This window comes from Helicobacter sp. T3_23-1056, from assembly GCF_053654535.1.
Window position 1 is genome coordinate 1 of the sequence record NZ_JBSIUU010000115.1, and the last position, 344, is coordinate 344.

Here is a 344-nt window from a genome sequence, read left to right on the forward strand (position 1 = left end):
TATCACGCTTAAAACGCGTTTGAAGTCTTGCTTTGCAGTCTTTGCTTTACACAGCAAAAAGGGCTAATGAAGCGTTTTGCTTGTTTTTTGCGTTTAGATTCTAGCTAGCTTAAGCCTTTTGGGCTACCTCTTGCTTAAAAATACAATGCTTAATGCTAATTTGAATAAAATTAACATTTTGGCATTTTTCACATACCACACGGGCGACTTGCACCTGCGAATGCACATCATACAAATCCAAAGCCCAATCCCTTGCAAACTCTAGCTTGGCGTTGTCATTTGGCGCATAGCACCTTTCACAAATATAAGATATTATCATCACTCCCCCTTTTTTTGGGCTTTTA

At 39.0% G+C, this 344-nt stretch carries 1 protein-coding gene; it reads right to left on the minus strand.

The features are described 5' to 3' along the window. Positions 1–109 precede the first annotated feature (109 nt). Positions 110–344 (minus strand): hypothetical protein (locus tag ACWIUO_RS13955; protein ID WP_454178484.1); only part of this gene is annotated, 235 nt, incomplete at its 5' end.